This is a genomic window from Duncaniella muricolitica, assembly GCF_910574735.1.
GTDB lineage: Bacteria > Bacteroidota > Bacteroidia > Bacteroidales > Muribaculaceae > Duncaniella > Duncaniella muricolitica.
Genome location: NZ_CAJTCF010000032.1, coordinates 23,576 through 42,332, shown reverse-complemented (window position 1 = coordinate 42,332; position 18,757 = coordinate 23,576). Strand labels below are relative to the sequence as shown.

The window sequence follows — 18,757 nt, the reverse complement described above, 5'->3', positions numbered from 1 at the left end:
CTAAAGTCAAAATATTTCGCTCACAAATGCGCGGGGTTCGGGACCGAGACTTCTTCATATTCCGACTGGTCAAACTCTACGCCTAAAAATTTAACACTTCTAACTGCCAAATTTAACATATGCACCGCCATTTCGGCTTGACCCTAAAGTACTTTAATTATTTAAGTCGCAATTTACAAATATTATTTAATACCTCAAAATATTATGGCTTCAAACAGCACCATATCCATATCCTTCAAAATCGCAGACGGAGCCGACAGCCTGAAAAGGTTGACTGTCGAAGCGGAAGCCTGCGCAAGGTCATGAGGGAAACTGTGGGTATTACCACCGAATTCGGACAGAAGATTATAAATTTTACGGCGTTAGGTACTGCATTTGGCTTATTATAAAGATAACCACGCACGGATTTTATCGCAAAATGGGCAAAAACTTTTATTATGGCAAGAGTTTTGGTTATATTATATAACATAGATTGAAAACCAATTGATGTAATCAACTGATTTTCAATCTATGTTATTTGAGCCGCGAGTGGGACTCGAACCCACGACCTTTTCGTTACGAATGAAATGCTCTACCGACTGAGCTATTGCGGCTTAATGGCTTTTGCGGTGCAAAGTTAAGAATAATTTCTTAATTTTGACACCGTTTTGCCATATATTTTTATGTGGTAGCTTGTTTTTTTTGTCTATTCGGATGATGAGACTCCTCTTACAATGTCTGCCTGGTAAATGTAAAATCTATTTCCGCATTGTCAAAATCGAGTTTTACCATTACCGGCTCCGTTACATAAGGCGAGATGGAGCTGATGGTATTGGTGGTTGTCGAGTATCCATAGTAATAATAGGAATAGTAGCTCGACGATGAAGATGACGGATAATAGGAGATATTAACCGGGCATATCACAAACTCCTCATCCTCGGCTGTCACTTCGCCTTTCTTGATAATATCGTTGATGTAGTTGAGCATCGACGAGAAGTTGTATGTGCCGGTTGTTGAGTTGTACGACGCGTAGAACGACGAAAGGTTGTCGTTGACATTAAGCGCGGAGAAAAATTTCTCTTTCTCGGATTTCTTGACCATCAGAATGTATGGCGGCGGAGCTATGTCGTAGTCATTTTCAATGGCAGTGGCAGGGATGGAAAATGACAAAGAATTGACAATGGCAAGTTCGCCTGCTTGTTCTTTATAGCGTTTGAGTATTTCGCGAGCGGGAAATTTGAACTCCACATCATATCCAAGCGGCCCAACGAGAATTGACTCTCCTTCATCAGCAAGGGCTTTGAGTTTCGGACTCATCTTGTAGGTCATATTATTGTTGGTGTACACCTCAGGGGTAACGCCAAGATATGAGCCCACATAACTGATGGTGGTGTCTCGGGGATTTTCAGTATCATCAATATGATATACCGAATGATAATACACCTGAATGGAGTTGCTGCTTATGCGAACGACACGGCCCGATCCAAACGATGTGGTTATGTATAATCCGGGAAACCATTTTGCAAACGCTTGCGGCGAAGAAAGTGTCTCGGGGGAGTCGAGATAGAGATTGAACAAATCAACTCCAAACTGTCGCGGAAGGTCAACAGCAATGTGTTTATACTGGCTACCTTCAGAGTCGGTGCCGGCATAGGGCGAACCGTCAAGAAGAGCTGAATACGCGGCCGATGCCATGGGGGTGACATCGTAATAGCCCGTAGGATCGAAATTGCTGTACATGTCAGTCGGAAGCTGCTTCGTGAGCCTATGTACCGATACGCCCATTGGCACCACGGAGTCACCGGCAAACCCTCCTTTATACATAGTGAGCAGGAGTTTTACCGAGTCGACATAAGATGCCTTTGTATTGGTGGTGTCGATGTTTGCCGCCGGCATGTATTGACACACGATGTCTGACGAGAAGTCGCCATAGCCCTCTGCGGAGAGTCGGCCGAGCAACTGCAATACTGTACGGGAGCGCACAGCATTGTTTGGATCGGACACTCCCTTGACAGCAAAAGAGGAATCCTCGATGATTTCCACTTCGTCCTCGACGAGAGAGCTGCCTGCCTGTGAAACGGAGTCTTCACACGACTGCATGGCCATTGCGGTCATACCGAGAGCTATGAATGGTAAAATATGTTTCATGTTGATGTCTCTGATAGTATAGGGGCTTAATCGTCCTCCTCAGAATCCAGAAGGTCACGATAAAATTCGAGCTGGGCCTCCTTGCGTTCTTCCTGAGGGGTGTATGAAAGGAAAGGCTTGCCTGATTTTACAGCATAATCAAGGATTTCGGGATCAATATCATCGGTCACCTGCATTATGGCATCGGCATAATCTATAGCGAGCTTGTTAAGGGCCACATAGTCAACCGGTTTGCTTGAGATAGCTGCGATGTCGTCGGCTGTAAACTCGTTCATGCTGAGTTTTTCGGCAAAGCGGCCGTCAAGAGTGCCGTCGAAGCGTTCGGGCTGAAGAGCAAATACGATTTTGGAAGACCTGAATGTGGGGTCGTCGCTGTACTTCGCCTTGAGATACATTGGAGCCAATGCCGACACCCAGCCGCTACAATGTATTATAGCCGGCTGCCAACGGAGTTTTTTTACAGTCTCAATCACGCCGGAGGTGAAGAACATAAGACGTTCGTCGTTATCCTCGGGGATGACTTCAGTCTCCAGTCCCTTGTCGGGCAGAGCGTGAAAATAGTCGTCATTGTCGATAAAGTAGACCTGCATACGCGAGGGCAGAAGCGTAGCCACCTTAATAATTAAAGGGTGGTCATTATCGTCAATCATGAGATTAAGGCCTGACAGGCGTATCACTTCATGAAGCTGATTACGCCGCTCGTTGATGCACCCGTACTTAGGGGTGAATATCCTCACTTCAAATTCCCGGCCGTGAACGGACTGCGGTATCTCGCATCCCAGCTTGGACATCGGGGTTTCGGGCACATAAGGGTATACCTCCTGTGAGATGAATAGAACTTTCTTTGACTCCATTGAAAATGGTTATGGTCGATTATTTTCGGTGCGGGTGTAAATTTCCGCGACACAAAGTTACTAAAAAAGTGTGTAATTTTCACCATAAAAGCCGCACTATTGCCCGATTTTTCAGTTTTATTAAATTTTAAATACTAAAATAGGGCAAATTACACAATAATTGATTAACTTTGCACGTTAATTGTGCGTTAAGTAAGACATGAGACAATTAAAAATAACCAAATCAATCACCAACCGTGAAAGCGCGTCGCTCGACAAATTTCTCCAGGAGATAGGCCGTGAAGAGCTAATATCCGTAGAGGAAGAGGTAGAGCTTGCACAGCGTATTCATCAGGGTGACCAGCGAGCACTCGACAAGCTCGTACGTGCCAATCTTCGCTTCGTTGTATCCGTGGCAAAGCAGTACCAGAACCAGGGACTCAGCCTGCCTGACCTTATCAACGAAGGCAATCTCGGCTTGATTAAAGCGGCACAAAAGTTTGACGAGACCCGCGGTTTTAAATTTATTTCTTATGCAGTATGGTGGATTCGCCAGTCAATACTGCAGGCTCTCGCTGAGCAGAGCCGTATCGTGCGTCTGCCTCTCAACCAGGTGGGCTCACTCAACAAAATCAGCAAGGCTCTATCGAAATTCGAGCAGGAAAACGAGCGTCGCCCCTCCCCCGAGGAGCTGGCTGAACGTCTTGATGTGCCTGTCGACAAGATAGCCGACACTCTGAAGGTCTCCGGCCGTCATATCTCGGTGGACGCACCCTTTGTCGAGGGTGAAGACAACAGCCTCCTTGATGTGCTCACCAACGACGACTCTCCCATGGCAGACGCCACACTTACCCAGGAGTCGCTCGCCAAGGAGGTAGACCGTGCTCTCAAGCAGCTCCATGACAGGGAGCGTGAAATCCTCAAAATGTTTTTCGGCATAGGATGCCAGGAAATGACTCTTGAGGAGATCGGTGCGAAATTTGATCTCACCCGCGAGCGTGTGCGCCAGATCAAGGAGAAGGCCATCCGTCGCCTGAAGGGACAAAAGAGCCACTTGCTAAAGGCTTATCTCGGACAGTAATCTTCGAGTGCAACGCCTGCTATTATTCTAATAAGGTACAAAATATCTATCATCTCCTCGTGCATAGCCCGGAGTGTGGTGTTTTGTACCTTTTCCCATGATTAACTCAATGACATTATCACTCATCACAGCACTGCTGTCGTCACTCTACGTGACGATCAGCAATCCCCTACCCGAGCAGCGCAGTGACGTCCCCGTGGTAGTACCCATCCCGACATCGGCCGGAGAGGTCCGTTCGGTAAAAGTAGCCGGAATAAACGATATGCCTTATCAGCTTGACGACATGAATGGTGACGGCGTCGCCGATGAAATTGTCGTCATGCTTGACATGAAGCCTGGTGAGACCCGCACTCTTACGCTCAACTTGTCGACAGTTCCCGACACCACAGCCACATTCGAAGCCGGGACTTATGCTTATCTCAAGCTTAACGATAAGAACAAAAAATATCCGAAAATCTTGGCGATTACTTATCCAGGAGACGTCGACAACCGCCAGATGTACAACAGCATCTATGGACATGGTGCGGTGCTCGAAGGATTATATAACGCCATACGCGTGTACATGGACAACCGCCAGAGTGTAGACCTGTATGCCAAAAACCGCCCTCAGCTTGAACTTGAGACAACAGGCTTCTACACAACAGCCGACCAGCTTGGCAAAGGATATGGTCGCGACATTCTTTGGGTCGGTACTTCCGTTGCAATGGGGTCGTTTCGCGGTTGGCAGAACGGAACGCCGACTACCATTGATTCAGTAACCACCCGTGGACAGCGTGTCGTCACCACCGGCCCATTGCGTTCGGTAATCGAAGTCTCAGACCGCGGATGGAACTACAACGGACATCCTATCGACATGACACAACGCTATACCATATATAAAGGTCATCGCGACTATGAGGTGGAAGTGACATTGAAGGGGGCTCCTAATGGAGCTGTATTTGCCACCGGTGTACAAAAAATCATGAATGACAACGAGGGCTTTATCCGCACTAACGGTCTTGCCGGTAGTTGGGGTAATAATCTTCCCGACAAAGGGATGCCGCAACTGACCGATACTCTCGGACTCGGCATCTCGGTCAGCGCACCCTATCTGGTCAAAACCCTGGAAGATGATGTGAATTATCTGACACTTGTATCGCCTGACCGCAACGGCAAAATAAAATATCATATCACAGCGGCAGCCCTGCGCGACGAGTGTTCGCCTCGTGATGCAAAATCCTGGTTTGATCACCTTGCCGTGTGGCGTAAACATCTTGATAATCCTGTGAAGGTTACAGTAAGCAAAACACGAAAAAATAAAAAAGGGAAATAAGTAAACCACAATTAATAACCATGAAAATTTTAAGCACACTTTTTCTTTCAGCTGCACTGCCGTTTATGGCACAGGCAGCGACCGAACCAACTGACACAGTTACTGTATTCATGATCGGAGATTCGACCATGGCCAACAAACCTCTTGACAAGGAAAATCAGGAGCGAGGCTGGGGACAGATGCTCCCCGTATATCTTCAGGGGGCTGTCAAGGTCGACAATCATGCCGTCAACGGTCGTTCATCTAAAAGTTTTATTGATGAAGGCCGCTGGGATAAGGTAATGTCGCTTATGCGTCCCGGCGATTATGTAATCATACAGTTTGGCCACAATGACGAGAAAATCAAGAGTCCCGACCGATACACCGTGCCCGGAGGAACTTTTGACGAAAATCTCCGTCGTTTTGTCAATGACGCCAAAAGCAAGGGGGCGACTCCAATACTTATGAATGCGATAGCCCGCCGCAACTTCCCGCCGACAGCAATGCTTGATATTGCCTCCGAGACCGATGACAAGCAGCCCGAGTGGAAAGGCAAATATCCCAAGGAAGGTGTGATTCTTGTCGACACCCACGGAGCCTATCTTGACTCGCCCCGTAATGTGGCCAAAGAGACCGGCGTGACATTTATCGACATGAACAAACTCACTCGCAAACTCGTACAGGAACTTGGCACTACCGCTTCGCGCGAACTGTTCATGTGGATTCCGGCCAATACCTACGAATTCTGCCCCAAAGGCAAGATTGACAACACTCACCTCAATGTGCATGGCGGCCTTGTCGTATCGCGTCTCGCGGTACAAGCTCTTGCTGAAAAAATGCCTGAATTGCGCAAGTATATTCGTCCTGAAGTCTATAATCTCAAATAATTGAAAATCATCAATGAACAAAATATTAGCAACTATTTCGCTTGCTGTGGTTGCAGCCTTCTCACAGCAGCTTTCAGCCAAGGATTATATAATAACCTCTCACGGTGTCAAGAATGACAGTACCAAAATCCAGACTACAGCCATACAGAAAGTCATCGATCAGGCTGAAGCCGATGGCGGTGGTCGTATAGTAGTGCCAAAAGGCACCTTCCTGACAGGTGCTTTGTTCTTCAAGCCCGGCACCACTCTTCATCTCAAGGAAGGCGGTTGCATCAAAGGCTCGGATGATATTGAAAACTTCCCCCTCCTCCCCTCACGCATGGAGGGCCGCAGCATATATTATTACGCAGCTCTGATCAACGCTTATCACGTAGATGGCTTTCAAATTACAGGCCCCGGCATGATTAACGGTAACGGACTGAAATACTGGAAACAGTTCTGGGCATTACGTGCCGAGCGTGCCAAAATCAAAAAATCATGCACCAATCTTGAAGTGCATCGTCCGCGACTTGTATTCCTGTGGGGATGTGACAGCGTGAAACTTAGCGGCCCGACCCTCTGCAACTCTCCATTCTGGACCACACATCTCTATCAGTGCAACAATGTAATTATCGAGAACTGTCGTATAACAGCACCCCGCGAACCGGTACGCGCTCCGTCAAGCGACGCCATCGACCTTGATGTCTGCTCCAATGTAATTGTACGCGACTGCTATCTCAACTGTGACGATGACGGTGTTTGTATCAAAGGCGGCAAGGGCGTGTATGCCAACCGCTCGGTAGAGAACGGAATAGTTGAAAACATCCTTGTGGAGCGTTGTACATTCGGCCCCAACCTGCACGGCACCCTCACTCTCGGCAGCGAGTGTATCCACGCCCGCAACATCGAGATTCGCGACTGTCATGTTAATACCGGCACAGCTATCCTTCGTCTCAAGATGCGTCCCGATACCTATCAGATATATGAGAATGTGACGGTAAAAAACATCACCGGTTCAAGCGGCACAGTCATTGACATGAAGCCCTGGAAACAGTTCTTCACCCTCGAAGGTTCCAATGAGAAGCCTTACGGAATCGTACGCAACATTCTGATAGAAAATGTTGATGTCAAGGTCAAGTCACTCGGAACTATTGCCGGAAATGCGGATGACACCGTGAACAACTTCGTAATGCGCAACATCAAGGTCGAGGCTTCCAATCCCGGATTTGAATGCATTTATCCCGATGTCCGCCTCGAAAATGTGGTGATGAACGGCAAGACTGTCGAGAATCCCGCTAAATAACCCCCCTGACTCTATATGCTCTCAAAAAAAGTAAAGGAGTTTATACATCGGCACCTCCCTCAGTCACCACGCATAATCGTGGGGTTGAGTGGGGGTGTCGACTCTATGGCACTGTTGCTTGCCCTTAAGGAAGCCGGTTGTCACATTCTCGCCGCACATTGCAATTTTCATCTGCGAGGTGCGGAAAGTAACCGTGACCAAGAGCATTGCGAAAGCATATGCAGAATGCTTGGTGTGGAACTTGCAACCATTGATTTCGATGTCACGACCCGCCGAGCTGAAACGGGCGAATCGGTAGAAATGGCCTGCCGATCGCTTCGATATGACTGGTGGAACGGACTGATCGACTCCGGTATCGGTGAATATATCGCTGTCGGACATCACTGTGAGGATAATGTGGAGACTCTTTTCCTTAATCTGCTGCGTGGAAGCGGCATTGCCGGCCTGAAGGGTATGTTGCCGGTAAACGGACGAATAGTGCGGCCGTTGCTCGAATGTACGAGAGCTGAAATTGAGGATTATGTCAGCGGACGTGGTTACAGATGGGTTACTGATAGCACCAATAGTGAAAATGAATATAAACGTAATCGTCTGCGCAATGTGATTATTCCGATGCTTGAGCAGGAGTTTCCAGGCGCAATGTCATCGATTGTCAGATCACTCGGTGTACTCAGAGAAAACTTCTCCTTATATAAAGCGTTGACTGACTCACGGTTCAGTCTGTATGATTCGGATGGGATCATCGACATAGAGAGGCTTATAAGATGCGAGCCACACCCCCGCTCCATTCTTCATGAGTCTTTGACATCGTTCGGCTTCACACATTCGCAGATTGATGATCTCTATGACTGCGTGACAAACGAGGCTTCCGACACAACTTCCGGGCAAATGTTCATCACTCCCAAAGGTCGTTATATCTATGAGCGCGGCAAACTGTCTCGGCAGTCCGAAACGATTGATGAAGAGAGAAAAGTTGACTTATCAGAACATCCGTTCTCGATGTCACGGATGTCGATTTCAGATTTTTGGGATGAGGTCAGAAATGGCATGAGCAATAAAAATGTCATCTATTTTGATTCGTCGGTTTTAGAGGGTAATCCGAAATGGAGCATGCGTAGCTGGCGTCAAGGTGACAGACTTGCTCCTTTTGGAATGAAAGGGTCTCGGTTGGTGAGCGATTTGTATACCGACGCAAAGTATAGCTCACGTCAGAAACATTCGGTGCCGTTACTCTTTCGGGATGGAGTGCTCATGTGGGTTATAGGTTTGCGGGCGTCCCGTCATTTTAAAGTTAATGACGCCACAACATCTGTTATAAAAATTACGTTTGAGTAGATATGGAGATACTCATCAAAGGCATGGTATGCCACCACTGTGTTGAAGCTGTCGAGCGTGTATTGCGTTCGGCCGGACTTACCCCCGTCAGCGTTACTCTCGGCAGAGCCGAGGTTAAGCAGCAGCTTGACGGACCGGCAACTATGATGCTTGACCGATTGCTCGAAAACGAAGGATTTACACGTATACTTGATGCCGACAGCTTGTTGGTAGAGAAAATAAAGCGTGCAGTCATCGAACATGTAAGACAGCCGGGTGAGTGTCGGCTAAACCTTTCGGCATGTCTCGAACGGCATATCGGTGCGACATACGACACCATGAGCAGGGTGTTCTCGGCTCATGAAGGGCGCACGCTCGAGAAGTATCAGATGGCTCAGCGTGTCGAATGGGTCAAAGAGTTGCTCGGATACGGACAATACACCATAAGCGAGATTGCCGACATGACCGGCTACTCAAGTACCGCCCATCTGTCACGTCAGTTCAAGAGTGTGACAGGGTTGACCCCGACCGAATACCTACGTACTTCGATGGAACGCAGAGGTCTGAATGAGGTATAACGTATATTTCAAAAATATCCAATCACAAATCCATGTCGGTATCCTTTTTCATAGCCCGCCATTTGCCGCTCAAATCAACTCGCCGAGACAGTTCGACCGGGCTGATTATCGCCATTGCGGGCATAGCATTGTCAGTAACCGTAATGCTGATATCCATAGCTGTCATGAACGGATTTCGCTCAGAGATACGTCAGAAAGTAATAGGTTTCGACTCACAACTGTCAATAGGACTCACCCCTGACACCGACCCTGACTCCACTATCCTATTATCTTATGATGACATCTCTCCACTGCGGGAAATACTTCCGTCAAATGTGAAATATACACTCACTGGCCGTCAGCCGGCAATTCTAAAGACTCCCGACAACTTTTCAGGTTCGGTAATCAAGGGTGTTGACAGGAATTATGACTGGTCATTTATTAAATCCAATCTTGTGGAAGGGGCTGTGCCTGATTACAGTGCCGATTCTACGGAATACCATATAGTGGTTTCACGTACACTCGCACGCGCGCTTTCGCTCGAACCGGGACAAAAAATCGACACGTATTTTCTCGGCGACGGAGCCTATCGCATACGCCGATTGAAAATCGCCGGCATTTACGACACTCACTTCAGCGAGTATGACCGAAATATGATATTCGGCTCTCTATCAATGCTACAACGTGTAGCCGACGTCCCTGATTCATGCGCGACGATGATAGAGATAAACGGACTGCCGGATGACGATGCAATTGACAATGCGGAACATACAATCATATCCACCTATCTTGACCAATTATATACCGGCAAAACCCAGCGGCATTATACTGTGCTTAATATCCACAAGACAGCGGCTTTGTTTTTCAACTGGCTTGCTCTTCTTGACACTAATGTCAAAGTGATACTTACACTTATGTCTCTGTTGACATTGCTTACACTGGTGTCATCACTGTTTATACTGATACTTCGACGTGTCAACATGATAGGAGTACTGAAAGCACTCGGAGCATCCAACCGTCAGATACGCTCCATATTTATAATCATGTCGGTGCGTATACTCATCCGCGGACTGATTATAGGTAATATTGTCGGATTGGGACTGTTGTATATTCAACGGGCTACCGGCATCATACCTCTCAACCCTGACGCCTATTATCTGGATCATGTACCGGTCGAAATACAATGGTCTGTAATCCTTGCACTCAACGTGGCAATAATCGTTCTGTCATTATTTATGTTGTTGCTCCCTTCTGCTATAATCACCACCATCCCGCCATCAAAAGCGATAAGATATGAGTGAATTAAAACCAAAACAAATAGAGTCCGATTTCTATTCGACAAGAAATTGGGCTCTATTTGTTTTATCAGAGTCCGGGAAAATTTTTCTCCCTAATTGATGCAGTCTTTTGTCTATTTTTTCATCTATTGTCAGTATATTTATATCAATGGACAAAATACAGCTTGTTAAACGGTGCCAATCAGGGGATAGAGAAGCCTTTGGCATTCTCTATCAGACTTATTTCACGCCTATGCGTAAAATAGTGTCTTATTATATTCATAACACTGATATAGAACAAGATGTATTACATGATGGATTCTTGATTGCCTTCACGTCAATAGGCTCTCTAAAGAATGGAGACAGAGTAGATGCCTGGCTTACATCCATAATGAAAAACCTGTCGCTCCAATATCTGAAAGATGAATCGAGCCATATTTCTGTTCCCATACAGGACACTGTGATTGCTGATAATGCCTGTGAGGCTGCGGATGAAACACGCGAAATGACATGGGAAGAATTAGACAAGATAATCGACAAATTACCGAAGGGTTATGGTAAAGTCTTTCGGCTCGCGTCTCTTGACGGGCTTTCGCATAAAGAAATAGCTGCATTGCTTGGCATCGCGCCACATTCTTCATCCTCGCAACTCACACATGCAAAAGCAATGTTGCGACGCTTGATTAAGCAATATCGTATGGAAATGGGCATGCTGTCAATTGTCGGGATTATATTACTCGTCTGGCATGGGCTGTTCAATCACAAGGAAGAATCATCGTCATCACCGATTATAAGTAAAAAAACAGACATAGAAACTCCCCGAGTCTCAGACTCAACTGTTGATACAAAATCAATGACTGATAGTATCACGCCAAGTCCAAAAATTATTTACAATGCAATCCGACATCCTGAGCCGCAACAGAATATCGCAGAAGTGACAATCCAGACTGATAGCATCGCGGATAAAAAAAATAATAGTATTGCCAATGATTCCATAGGGATAATTATAAACCGAGAGGAACTTATCGCACAGCAAGAGGAGCACCCTGTCACAAAGCACTCGAAAAATCCTGATTGGTCACTATCTTTGGCATACTCCGGCAGTATGGAACAAAACGACTTATATCGCTATCGTATTCCCAATCCGGCTATACCCGATGTCGAAGGACCGGATGGTGAAATTGAAGTCACGGAGAGGACACGACATTATATGCCGTTGGTGATTGGTATATCTGTCAATAAGTCATTTTCTAACCGTTGGAGCGTGGAAACAGGTCTGCGTTATACATTTCTGCGTTCCGACATCATCTCTCAAAGCAAAGTGGTGGATAAGAAAACAATCCGACACATACATTATATTGGTATTCCATTGAAACTCAACTATCGCATATTCACATATAAAGGGTTCTCTTTGTATGGACAAGGAGGCGGAGCTCTGGATATTCCGGTCTACGGCAGTCAGTCGGTAATGGAATACTCACCGCAATTGAGTAAAACCAAAAACAATATTACTGCACCGTTACAATGGTCAGCAGAAGGAGGAATAGGCATACAATATCACTTTACACCGTCGTTCAGTGTATATGCCGAACCATCGTTCAGATACTATTTCAAACCCGACTCGGACATCAAGACAATACGGCAGGATAAACCATTTGAACTTACAATACCGATAGGATTGAGGTTAACATGGTAGCTTGATAAAATAAAGGCGACTTATGCAGTCTTTGGGGTGTAGTCTCATCTATACGGTGGAATTAACAAAACCACAAATGTATAAGATAGCTGACTATATTCATAATGGTGCATTGCTTGCACGTAACATCTTATTTCCTGACAGCAAAAAACTGGCGCAACTGATGATTTACGCAACCAACCGTTGTCAGTCGCGTTGCCGCCATTGCTCTATATGGCAGAAACCTCACGATGAGCTGTCAAAAGATGAAATAGTGACGTTGATGTCAAGCCGTTGTATAAGCCGGCAAACAACCGTGGGGCTTGAAGGCGGCGAGTTTGTGCTGCATCCACAGGCCGATGAGATAATGGAATGGTTTCATAGAAATCATCCTAACTACACGCTGCTTTCCAATGGTCTGCATTCGCAAAAAGTCATTGAGCTGGCTAATTGTTATCGTCCGAAACACTTGTATCTGTCGCTTGACGGTAACCGCAACACATACAGTTATATGCGCGGTGTTGACGGGCATGACAAGGTGATAGCTGTTGTTGAGGAGTTGAAAGATAAGATTCCGATATCACTTATGTTTTGTCTCTCGCCGTTCAACAGCTTCAAGGATATGGAATATACCATTGATATTGCAAGGCACTATGATGTTGACATACGTATCGGCATATACGGCACGATGGCTTATTTTGACACAAAGGTTGAGATGTTAAATACACAGCGGGCAGAATATCTCACACAAATACCCAAGAATATACACAACACACAGGAGAATTATGACTTTGTCGTACTCTACGACCAGTGGCGCAGTGGCAATCTGCGTTTGCGATGTCATTCGATAGTCGGCTCACTGGTGGTTCATCCTGACGGCAATGTACCGCTATGTCAGAATCTTAATGTAATGCTGGGTAATATAAAGGAAAAATCTCTTGACGATATTTTTAACTCGTCAGAAAGTGTTGCCACACAATGCCGCTATTCGAAAGAATGTAATGGGTGCTGGATTAATTTCCATCGTAAATACGATATTATTTTTTTACGCAACCTGGAGAAAGTCCTGCCCAAAAAGATTATCGAGTATTTCTATGGTAAGTATCAATGGTGTGCCGACTGCCACAAGACTTATCGTGAATATTTCAAAAGCATAAAGTAAATTGAGCGCATGATGAATAGTTTGATACAACGCTGGCGGAGTCAACGTAACCGGAAAATGCTTCAATCGCCCTATTCAGCCGACTACGCTTTTATTGGTGTAGGCAGCCACGCCCTGCAAAACCTTTACCCTATACTACAATATCTTGGTATACGTTTGAAATATATCTGTTGTCATAGTCCTGACAAATTACCGTCGATAGAACGCCGTTTTGGAGTGACATCTACGACTTCGTTGGATACCATATTGAATGACAGTGATGTAAAAGGCGTATTCGTATGCACTTCGCCACAGACTCATTATGAACTTTGCTCACGTGTGATAGAGTCCGGCAAATATCTTTTTGTAGAAAAGCCTCCCTGTCAGACATCTGAACAGCTTGAATGTCTTATTGCAGCCGACATCCGGGGAATGGCAATGGTCGGCATGCAGAAACGATATTCTCCATTGACAGAGATGCTGAACAAACGGCTGTCAAAAAATGAGGTCATAAGTTATACCTTATCGTACCACACCGGAGCATACCCCGAAGGAGAACCGTTTATCGATCTGTTCATCCATCCTGTAGACTTGGCGTTATATTTATTCGGTGAAGCGGAAGTTATGGCTGTCCAACGTACTGACCGAAACAGTGCAAGCACCGTTCAGGCATTGCTTTCCCACGGGAATGTGAAGTGCATGATTGAATTATCCACAGCTTACACATGGGCCAATCCGAAGGAATCACTTCATGTCAATACATTGTCTGGAGCGTATTGTCTCGACCAAATGGAGCGGTTATGCCATTACCCGCATCCGAAGAAAATTGCCGGAGTCCCGTTAGACAAGATTGGGTTATTCACGACAACTGAACAGTTACTGTCTGGGCGAAATAACTTTAGTCCACTTATAGGCAACAACCAGCTTTATACTCAAGGATTCTTTTCTGAGATTAAGGCTTTTGCCGACATGGTGGAACATTCAGGCAAAAATCTGTCACCGATGTCAAGCCTATGCCATACATACAAATTACTTACATTATTAAAACAGAATTAAATAATACGCATAAGAAAAACGCCGATAAAACCCTGTAAATCAGGACTTGCAAGGTTTTATCGGGCGTTTTTCTTATGCTTGTGACTAAAATTCGCTTGAGAAATGAAAGCGAATCTTGGGGAAATCACTTTGTGCCATTTGCAGTACATAACCTGAGTCGGCCAGGAATACGTCGCGGCCTTCGCGGTCGGTGGCCATGAATTGATGTTTCCTTTTTTTGAAAGCGGCCAAAGCCTCGGGATCGTCGCTCTCTATCCAGCACGCTTTGTAAAGAGATATGGGTTCCCAGCGACATTGCGCGCCATACTCATGCTCCAGACGATACTGGATTACCTCAAATTGCAGTTGTCCTACCGTGCCGATAATACGTCGTCCATTAAACTGATTGGTGAAGAGCTGGGCCACACCTTCGTCCATGAGCTGCTGTATGCCTTTGTCCAGCTGCTTTGATTTCATAGGGTCAGCATTCTCAATATACTTGAACATCTCGGGAGAGAATGATGGCAGACCCTTGAAATGCAGATTTTCACCCGAAGTAAGTGTGTCGCCAATCTTGAAGTTGCCTGTATCGGGGATGCCGACGATATCTCCGGGATATGCTTCATCCACAACATTTTTTTTCTGAGCCATAAATGCAGTGGGGGCGGCAAATTTGAGAGTCTTGCCCGTACGTATATGTTTATAAGGTGCGTTGCGTTCAAACTTGCCTGAGCATATTTTCACAAACGCGATACAAGAACGGTGGTTGGGGTCCATGTTGGCGTGAATCTTGAACACAAAGCCTGAGAATCCTGCCTCCGACGGCTCGATTACGCGCTCCTCCGATTGTGTGGGGCGTGGAGCGGGTGCAATTTTCACAAAGCAGTCAAGAAGCTCCTTGACACCGAACGTGTTGAGTGCGGAACCAAAGAATACAGGCGCAACTTTTCCGTCAAGATATGCCTTTTCGTCAAATTCGGGATAGACACCCTCAATGAGTTCGAGATCCTCACGTAGCTTGGCCGCATCGGTCTCGCCGACAGCTTCGTCAATACGTGGATCATCGACCGAATCGATTTCCACACGCTCGCTGACACGCTGTTTGTCGGGGGTGAATAGGTCAAGTGAATGTTCGTAGATGTTATACACACCCTTGAATTTTTCACCTATGTTGATTGGCCACGAGAGAGGACGGACACTGATTTTCAGTTCGCTCTCCAATTCGTCGAGTATGTCAAACGGATCACGGCCCTCACGGTCAAGTTTGTTTACAAATATGATTACCGGTGTGTTGCGCATACGACACACTTCCATCAGTTTGCGGGTCTGCCGCTCCACGCCTTTGGCTACATCGACAACGATGATTACACTGTCGACTGCTGTTAGAGTCCTGTAAGTGTCCTCGGCAAAATCCTGGTGGCCCGGAGTGTCGAGAATGTTTATTTTATAGTCGCCGTAGTTGAAGCCCATAACCGAGGTGGCTACGGATATACCGCGCTGTTTCTCGATTTCCATCCAGTCGGAAGTGGCGGTCTTCTTGATTTTGTTTGACTTTACAGCTCCGGCGACATGAATCGCGCCGCCGAAGAGCAGCAGTTTTTCGGTCAGAGTGGTTTTACCCGCGTCGGGGTGTGATATGATGGCAAACGTGCGTCTGCGTGCTATTTCATCTTGTAGTGACATATTGCAGCTTGGTTTTTCGCGTGCAAAATTACAAAAAATAGAGCAATTATCCTAACCGCATGGGTTAGCGGCTCTGATTTGTAGACATTTTGTATGTTACCGGTTTGCCGTTTTCAGGCGTGACGGTCAGAGTCACTATGCCGGGGGTCAGAGTCGAGCGGAGTATTACTGATGCCTTTCCGTCATAAAGACTACGGCTGTTGCCGGTCATCATTTCGTGGCTGGTCATATCACCGTTGATTACGCCCACTATCTCTGCCGGACCTTCGACCTTGAATGTGAGCGGGGTATCTGAACCCGGCACACAACGTGACTTGGAGTCAACCGCCTCGATACGTACGTATTGTAAATCCATACCATCGGCTGTCCAGGCATCATTGTCTGCCTTTACATTCAGACGTGACACTTTCCCTGTTGTCTCTATACGGTGACGGGCTATCGGAGTTTTCACTCCCTCGCGATAGGCCAATGCCTCCAGATGACCTGAAGCATAGGGAATGTCATTCCAAAGTATATGGTTGCGCTTCTTGGGATTGTCAATCTCGTTGCGTTTGCGGCCGAGTGAACGGCCGTTGAGACGCAGCTCAACTTCATCGGCATTGGTGTATGTGTAAAGGTTGAGTTTGGTTCCGGGCTGACGGTTCCAATGATCCGACATGCGTGCAGTGCCGACTTTGACGTCATTCCATACAGTATTATCGTCAGAGTCTATAATGCCGATATGGACAATCGGTTCGTCGGGCTTGAAAATACTTCGCAGGAACCATGAGATTGGTTTAGGTTCGAGAGATATGTCAAATATACCTTGAGTCCATCCCTTGGCGGGCCACCCGTGCGATTCGCCGAGATAGTCAATCATGCCCCAATAGGCAAGGCCTATCACTTTGTCAAGATCCATCTCGTAGAAGTTTGGCCCCATGCCGGATGTATTGGCCTCGCTCTGATAGAACATCATCCACGGGAACCGACGGCTGTCGCCGGGGAAATACATGTAGCGATAGTTATAGGAGGCTATATCGGTCTCCATGACCAACGGAGCCGGAAGCGAATCGGTGGAGAGATGCCTGCCACGCGGATGCATGGCCACTGTCACCGGGCGGGTTGTGTCAAATCGGTCAAGGAGTACTTTCTGCATCTTATAGGGTGTGACGCCCCAGTCGGCATATGGAAGATTCCACAATAGCTGTAACTCGTTGCCAAGGCTCCACATCACAACTGACGGGTGATTACGGTCGCGCTTTACCCATTCAGGTATATCGTGGGGCCACTGCTCCATCCAGTCTTTGCGCCCTCCTGCATACTGTTTAAGCCACTTGTCATACAGTTCGTCGACAACGAGTATGCCGTAACGGTCACACAAATCCATGAACTCCTCACTGTAAGGATTGTGGGAGGTGCGTATATGATTGAATCCATATTCTTTGAGCATCTGTATCCGTTTCTCTATGGCACGCGGATAAGCGGCAGCTCCAAGCGGACCGAGAGTATGATGATTGGCGATGCCTTTGAGCAAGACTTTTTTGCCGTTGAGTTTCAATCCGTATTCGGGAGAATATTCAATCTTGCGTATTCCGAATGATTCCTCCACTTCGTCTGCCACACTCCCGTCTGCGGCAAGCAGCTCCAGCCGGGCAGTGTAGAGGTGAGGTGAGTCACAGTCCCACAATCGCGGATTATCAATCGAAATGCTGTCGATAAGATATTCATTGGTCTTCTGACGGCGGTTGAAAGGGATGTCTGACAATCTTTCATATATGAGATTGCCGTCAGCATCAGTTATGCGGGTCTTAACTTTCAACTCCTTGCCCTTATGTTTAAGAGCCGCGATCTCAGCCGAGATTTTTACCGAGGCTTTGTCTGACTCGACATGTGGTGTGGTTATGTAGAGAGGGTGTCGCATGAAATACATGTCGCGGTCGGTCACAACAAGGTTGACATTTCGGTAAAGGCCGCCTCCGGTATACCAGCGGGAATTTTCCGGCTTGCCTGTGTCGGCACGTACGGCTATGACATTGGGCTTGTCATAATTGAGCAGTTTGGTGACATCTATCTCAAAACCCAGATAGCCGTAATCGGTGCCTCCGACAAGATGGCCGTTGAGATATACGTCGCCGTTAAGCATTATACCTCCGAAATCGAGAAGTACACGACGCCCTATCCATGAGGAATCGGCAATGAGCTGACGGCGATACCAGCCTGTGCCCATCTCTTTAAATCCGCGCGAACTGAGTCGTGAGCTGACATTAGCCACGGGATTGTTTTTATCAGATTTTTCGTCGTCGGCCGGAGCTACCCATGGCTGGGAAATCTGAAAATCATGCGGAAGATTGACACTCTGCCAACTGCTGTCATTAAATGACGATGAAGAAGCATTGTCAATGTCGCCATATGAGAAACGCCATCCGAAGTTGAGATTTTCAATTTTACGCGATTCTGCAAACGTGCTTAAAGCTATGAGTGATAGTGATATTAGCGATAAGGTAATCTTTTTATTCATTATAAAAACAGTTTTTCATAACAAAATTACATAAATTCGTGAACGGGGACAAGTTTTGTAGCATAAATCAAAAAATA

Annotated in this window: 14 protein-coding genes and 1 tRNA gene; 10 read left to right on the top strand and 5 right to left on the bottom strand. The window is 46.6% G+C overall.

Annotation, left to right across the window (positions count from 1 at the left end):
* Positions 1–520: 520 nt before the first annotated feature.
* The 3 genes from QGT73_RS08620 to QGT73_RS08610 form a co-directional block, all read right to left on the bottom strand.
* Positions 521–593, bottom strand: a tRNA-Thr gene (locus tag QGT73_RS08620).
* A 115-nt stretch (positions 594–708) separates the two neighbouring features.
* The gene (locus QGT73_RS08615; protein WP_280122200.1) at positions 709–2,127 is read right to left on the bottom strand and encodes a DUF4270 family protein; all 1,419 of its coding nucleotides are present in this window, start codon (positions 2,125–2,127) and stop codon (positions 709–711) included.
* Positions 2,128–2,153: 26 nt separating this feature from the next.
* On the bottom strand, positions 2,154–2,981 hold the full coding sequence (locus tag QGT73_RS08610; protein WP_280122199.1) for a glycogen/starch synthase: 828 nt from the start codon (positions 2,979–2,981) through the stop codon (positions 2,154–2,156).
* 199 nt (positions 2,982–3,180) lie between these two features.
* Here QGT73_RS08610 and QGT73_RS08605 point away from each other — a divergent pair, with 199 nt between their 5' ends.
* The 10 genes from QGT73_RS08605 to QGT73_RS08560 all read left to right on the top strand — a co-directional run bounded on the left by QGT73_RS08605 (position 3,181) and on the right by QGT73_RS08560 (position 14,521).
* The gene (locus QGT73_RS08605) at positions 3,181–4,041 is read left to right on the top strand and encodes a sigma-70 family RNA polymerase sigma factor (protein WP_123617146.1); all 861 of its coding nucleotides are present in this window, start codon (positions 3,181–3,183) and stop codon (positions 4,039–4,041) included.
* 109 nt (positions 4,042–4,150) lie between these two features.
* Positions 4,151–5,353, top strand: a complete 1,203-nt coding sequence (locus QGT73_RS08600) for a DUF4861 domain-containing protein (RefSeq protein WP_280122198.1) — start codon at positions 4,151–4,153, stop codon at positions 5,351–5,353.
* A gap of 65 nt (positions 5,354–5,418) precedes the next feature.
* Positions 5,419–6,219: a rhamnogalacturonan acetylesterase gene (locus QGT73_RS08595; protein WP_280122197.1), complete on the top strand. Its 801-nt coding sequence runs from the start codon at positions 5,419–5,421 to the stop codon at positions 6,217–6,219.
* A gap of 13 nt (positions 6,220–6,232) precedes the next feature.
* Positions 6,233–7,501, top strand: coding sequence for a glycoside hydrolase family 28 protein (locus tag QGT73_RS08590; protein ID WP_280122196.1), 1,269 nt, complete (start codon positions 6,233–6,235; stop codon positions 7,499–7,501).
* Positions 7,502–7,516: 15 nt separating this feature from the next.
* Positions 7,517–8,836: a tRNA lysidine(34) synthetase TilS gene (gene tilS / locus QGT73_RS08585; RefSeq protein ID WP_280122195.1), complete on the top strand. Its 1,320-nt coding sequence runs from the start codon at positions 7,517–7,519 to the stop codon at positions 8,834–8,836.
* Between the two features lie 2 nt (positions 8,837–8,838).
* Entirely contained in the window at positions 8,839–9,393 is a 555-nt protein-coding gene (locus tag QGT73_RS08580) for a helix-turn-helix domain-containing protein (protein WP_280122194.1), read from the top strand.
* Positions 9,394–9,425: 32 nt separating this feature from the next.
* Positions 9,426–10,673 carry an ABC transporter permease gene (locus QGT73_RS08575; protein ID WP_280122193.1) on the top strand — a complete coding sequence of 416 codons (1,248 nt, stop codon included), beginning with the start codon at positions 9,426–9,428 and terminating at the stop codon, positions 10,671–10,673.
* A gap of 145 nt (positions 10,674–10,818) precedes the next feature.
* A complete protein-coding gene (locus tag QGT73_RS08570) occupies positions 10,819–12,345 on the top strand; it encodes a sigma-70 family RNA polymerase sigma factor (RefSeq protein ID WP_280122192.1) in 1,527 nt (508 codons plus the stop codon).
* Between the two features lie 76 nt (positions 12,346–12,421).
* Positions 12,422–13,486 (top strand): radical SAM protein, encoded by a 1,065-nt coding sequence (locus QGT73_RS08565; protein WP_280122202.1) that lies wholly within the window; start codon positions 12,422–12,424, stop codon positions 13,484–13,486.
* A gap of 9 nt (positions 13,487–13,495) precedes the next feature.
* Positions 13,496–14,521 (top strand): Gfo/Idh/MocA family protein, encoded by a 1,026-nt coding sequence (locus QGT73_RS08560; protein WP_341874112.1) that lies wholly within the window; start codon positions 13,496–13,498, stop codon positions 14,519–14,521.
* An 84-nt stretch (positions 14,522–14,605) separates the two neighbouring features.
* Here QGT73_RS08560 and QGT73_RS08555 read toward each other — a convergent pair whose 3' ends face one another.
* The gene (locus tag QGT73_RS08555; RefSeq protein WP_280122190.1) at positions 14,606–16,183 is read right to left on the bottom strand and encodes a peptide chain release factor 3; all 1,578 of its coding nucleotides are present in this window, start codon (positions 16,181–16,183) and stop codon (positions 14,606–14,608) included.
* Positions 16,184–16,247: 64 nt separating this feature from the next.
* Positions 16,248–18,680 carry a glycoside hydrolase family 2 TIM barrel-domain containing protein gene (locus QGT73_RS08550; protein ID WP_280122189.1) on the bottom strand — a complete coding sequence of 811 codons (2,433 nt, stop codon included), beginning with the start codon at positions 18,678–18,680 and terminating at the stop codon, positions 16,248–16,250.
* Between the last annotated feature and the right edge of the window lie 77 nt (positions 18,681–18,757).